Source organism: Psychrobacter sp. CAL346-MNA-CIBAN-0220, from assembly GCF_040309805.1.
Classification (GTDB): Bacteria; Pseudomonadota; Gammaproteobacteria; order Pseudomonadales; family Moraxellaceae; genus Psychrobacter.
The window spans coordinates 1-265 of the sequence record NZ_JBEOPF010000364.1; the positions used below are offsets into that span (position 1 = coordinate 1).

1 protein-coding gene is annotated in these 265 nt (G+C 52.8%); it reads left to right on the forward strand.

Annotated features, from left to right (window positions below; translation table 11 throughout):
* Positions 1–265 (forward strand): hypothetical protein (locus AAEY88_RS13985; RefSeq protein WP_350563349.1); only part of this gene is annotated, 265 nt, incomplete at both ends.

Here is a 265-nt window from a genome sequence, read left to right on the forward strand (position 1 = left end):
GGCATACCCGCAAACCGGCCAACGCCTTCGCCGATAAATCATGGCAACTGCTGCGTAAACCTTCCGACTATCTGTTTGCTGATGCCGATGATCGCGAGTACGAGACCGATCTCGCGGGTTTTGGCCGCGTCTTTCCCCATGCCTTTGGTCAGGCCGATGATAAGTATTTCACCACCAAACTGACACTTAGCCCCGCCGGTGATGCACTGACGCTGGATTTTTCCAAGACATTACTCGATCAAGAAAAACTCGGCCAAGATGACGT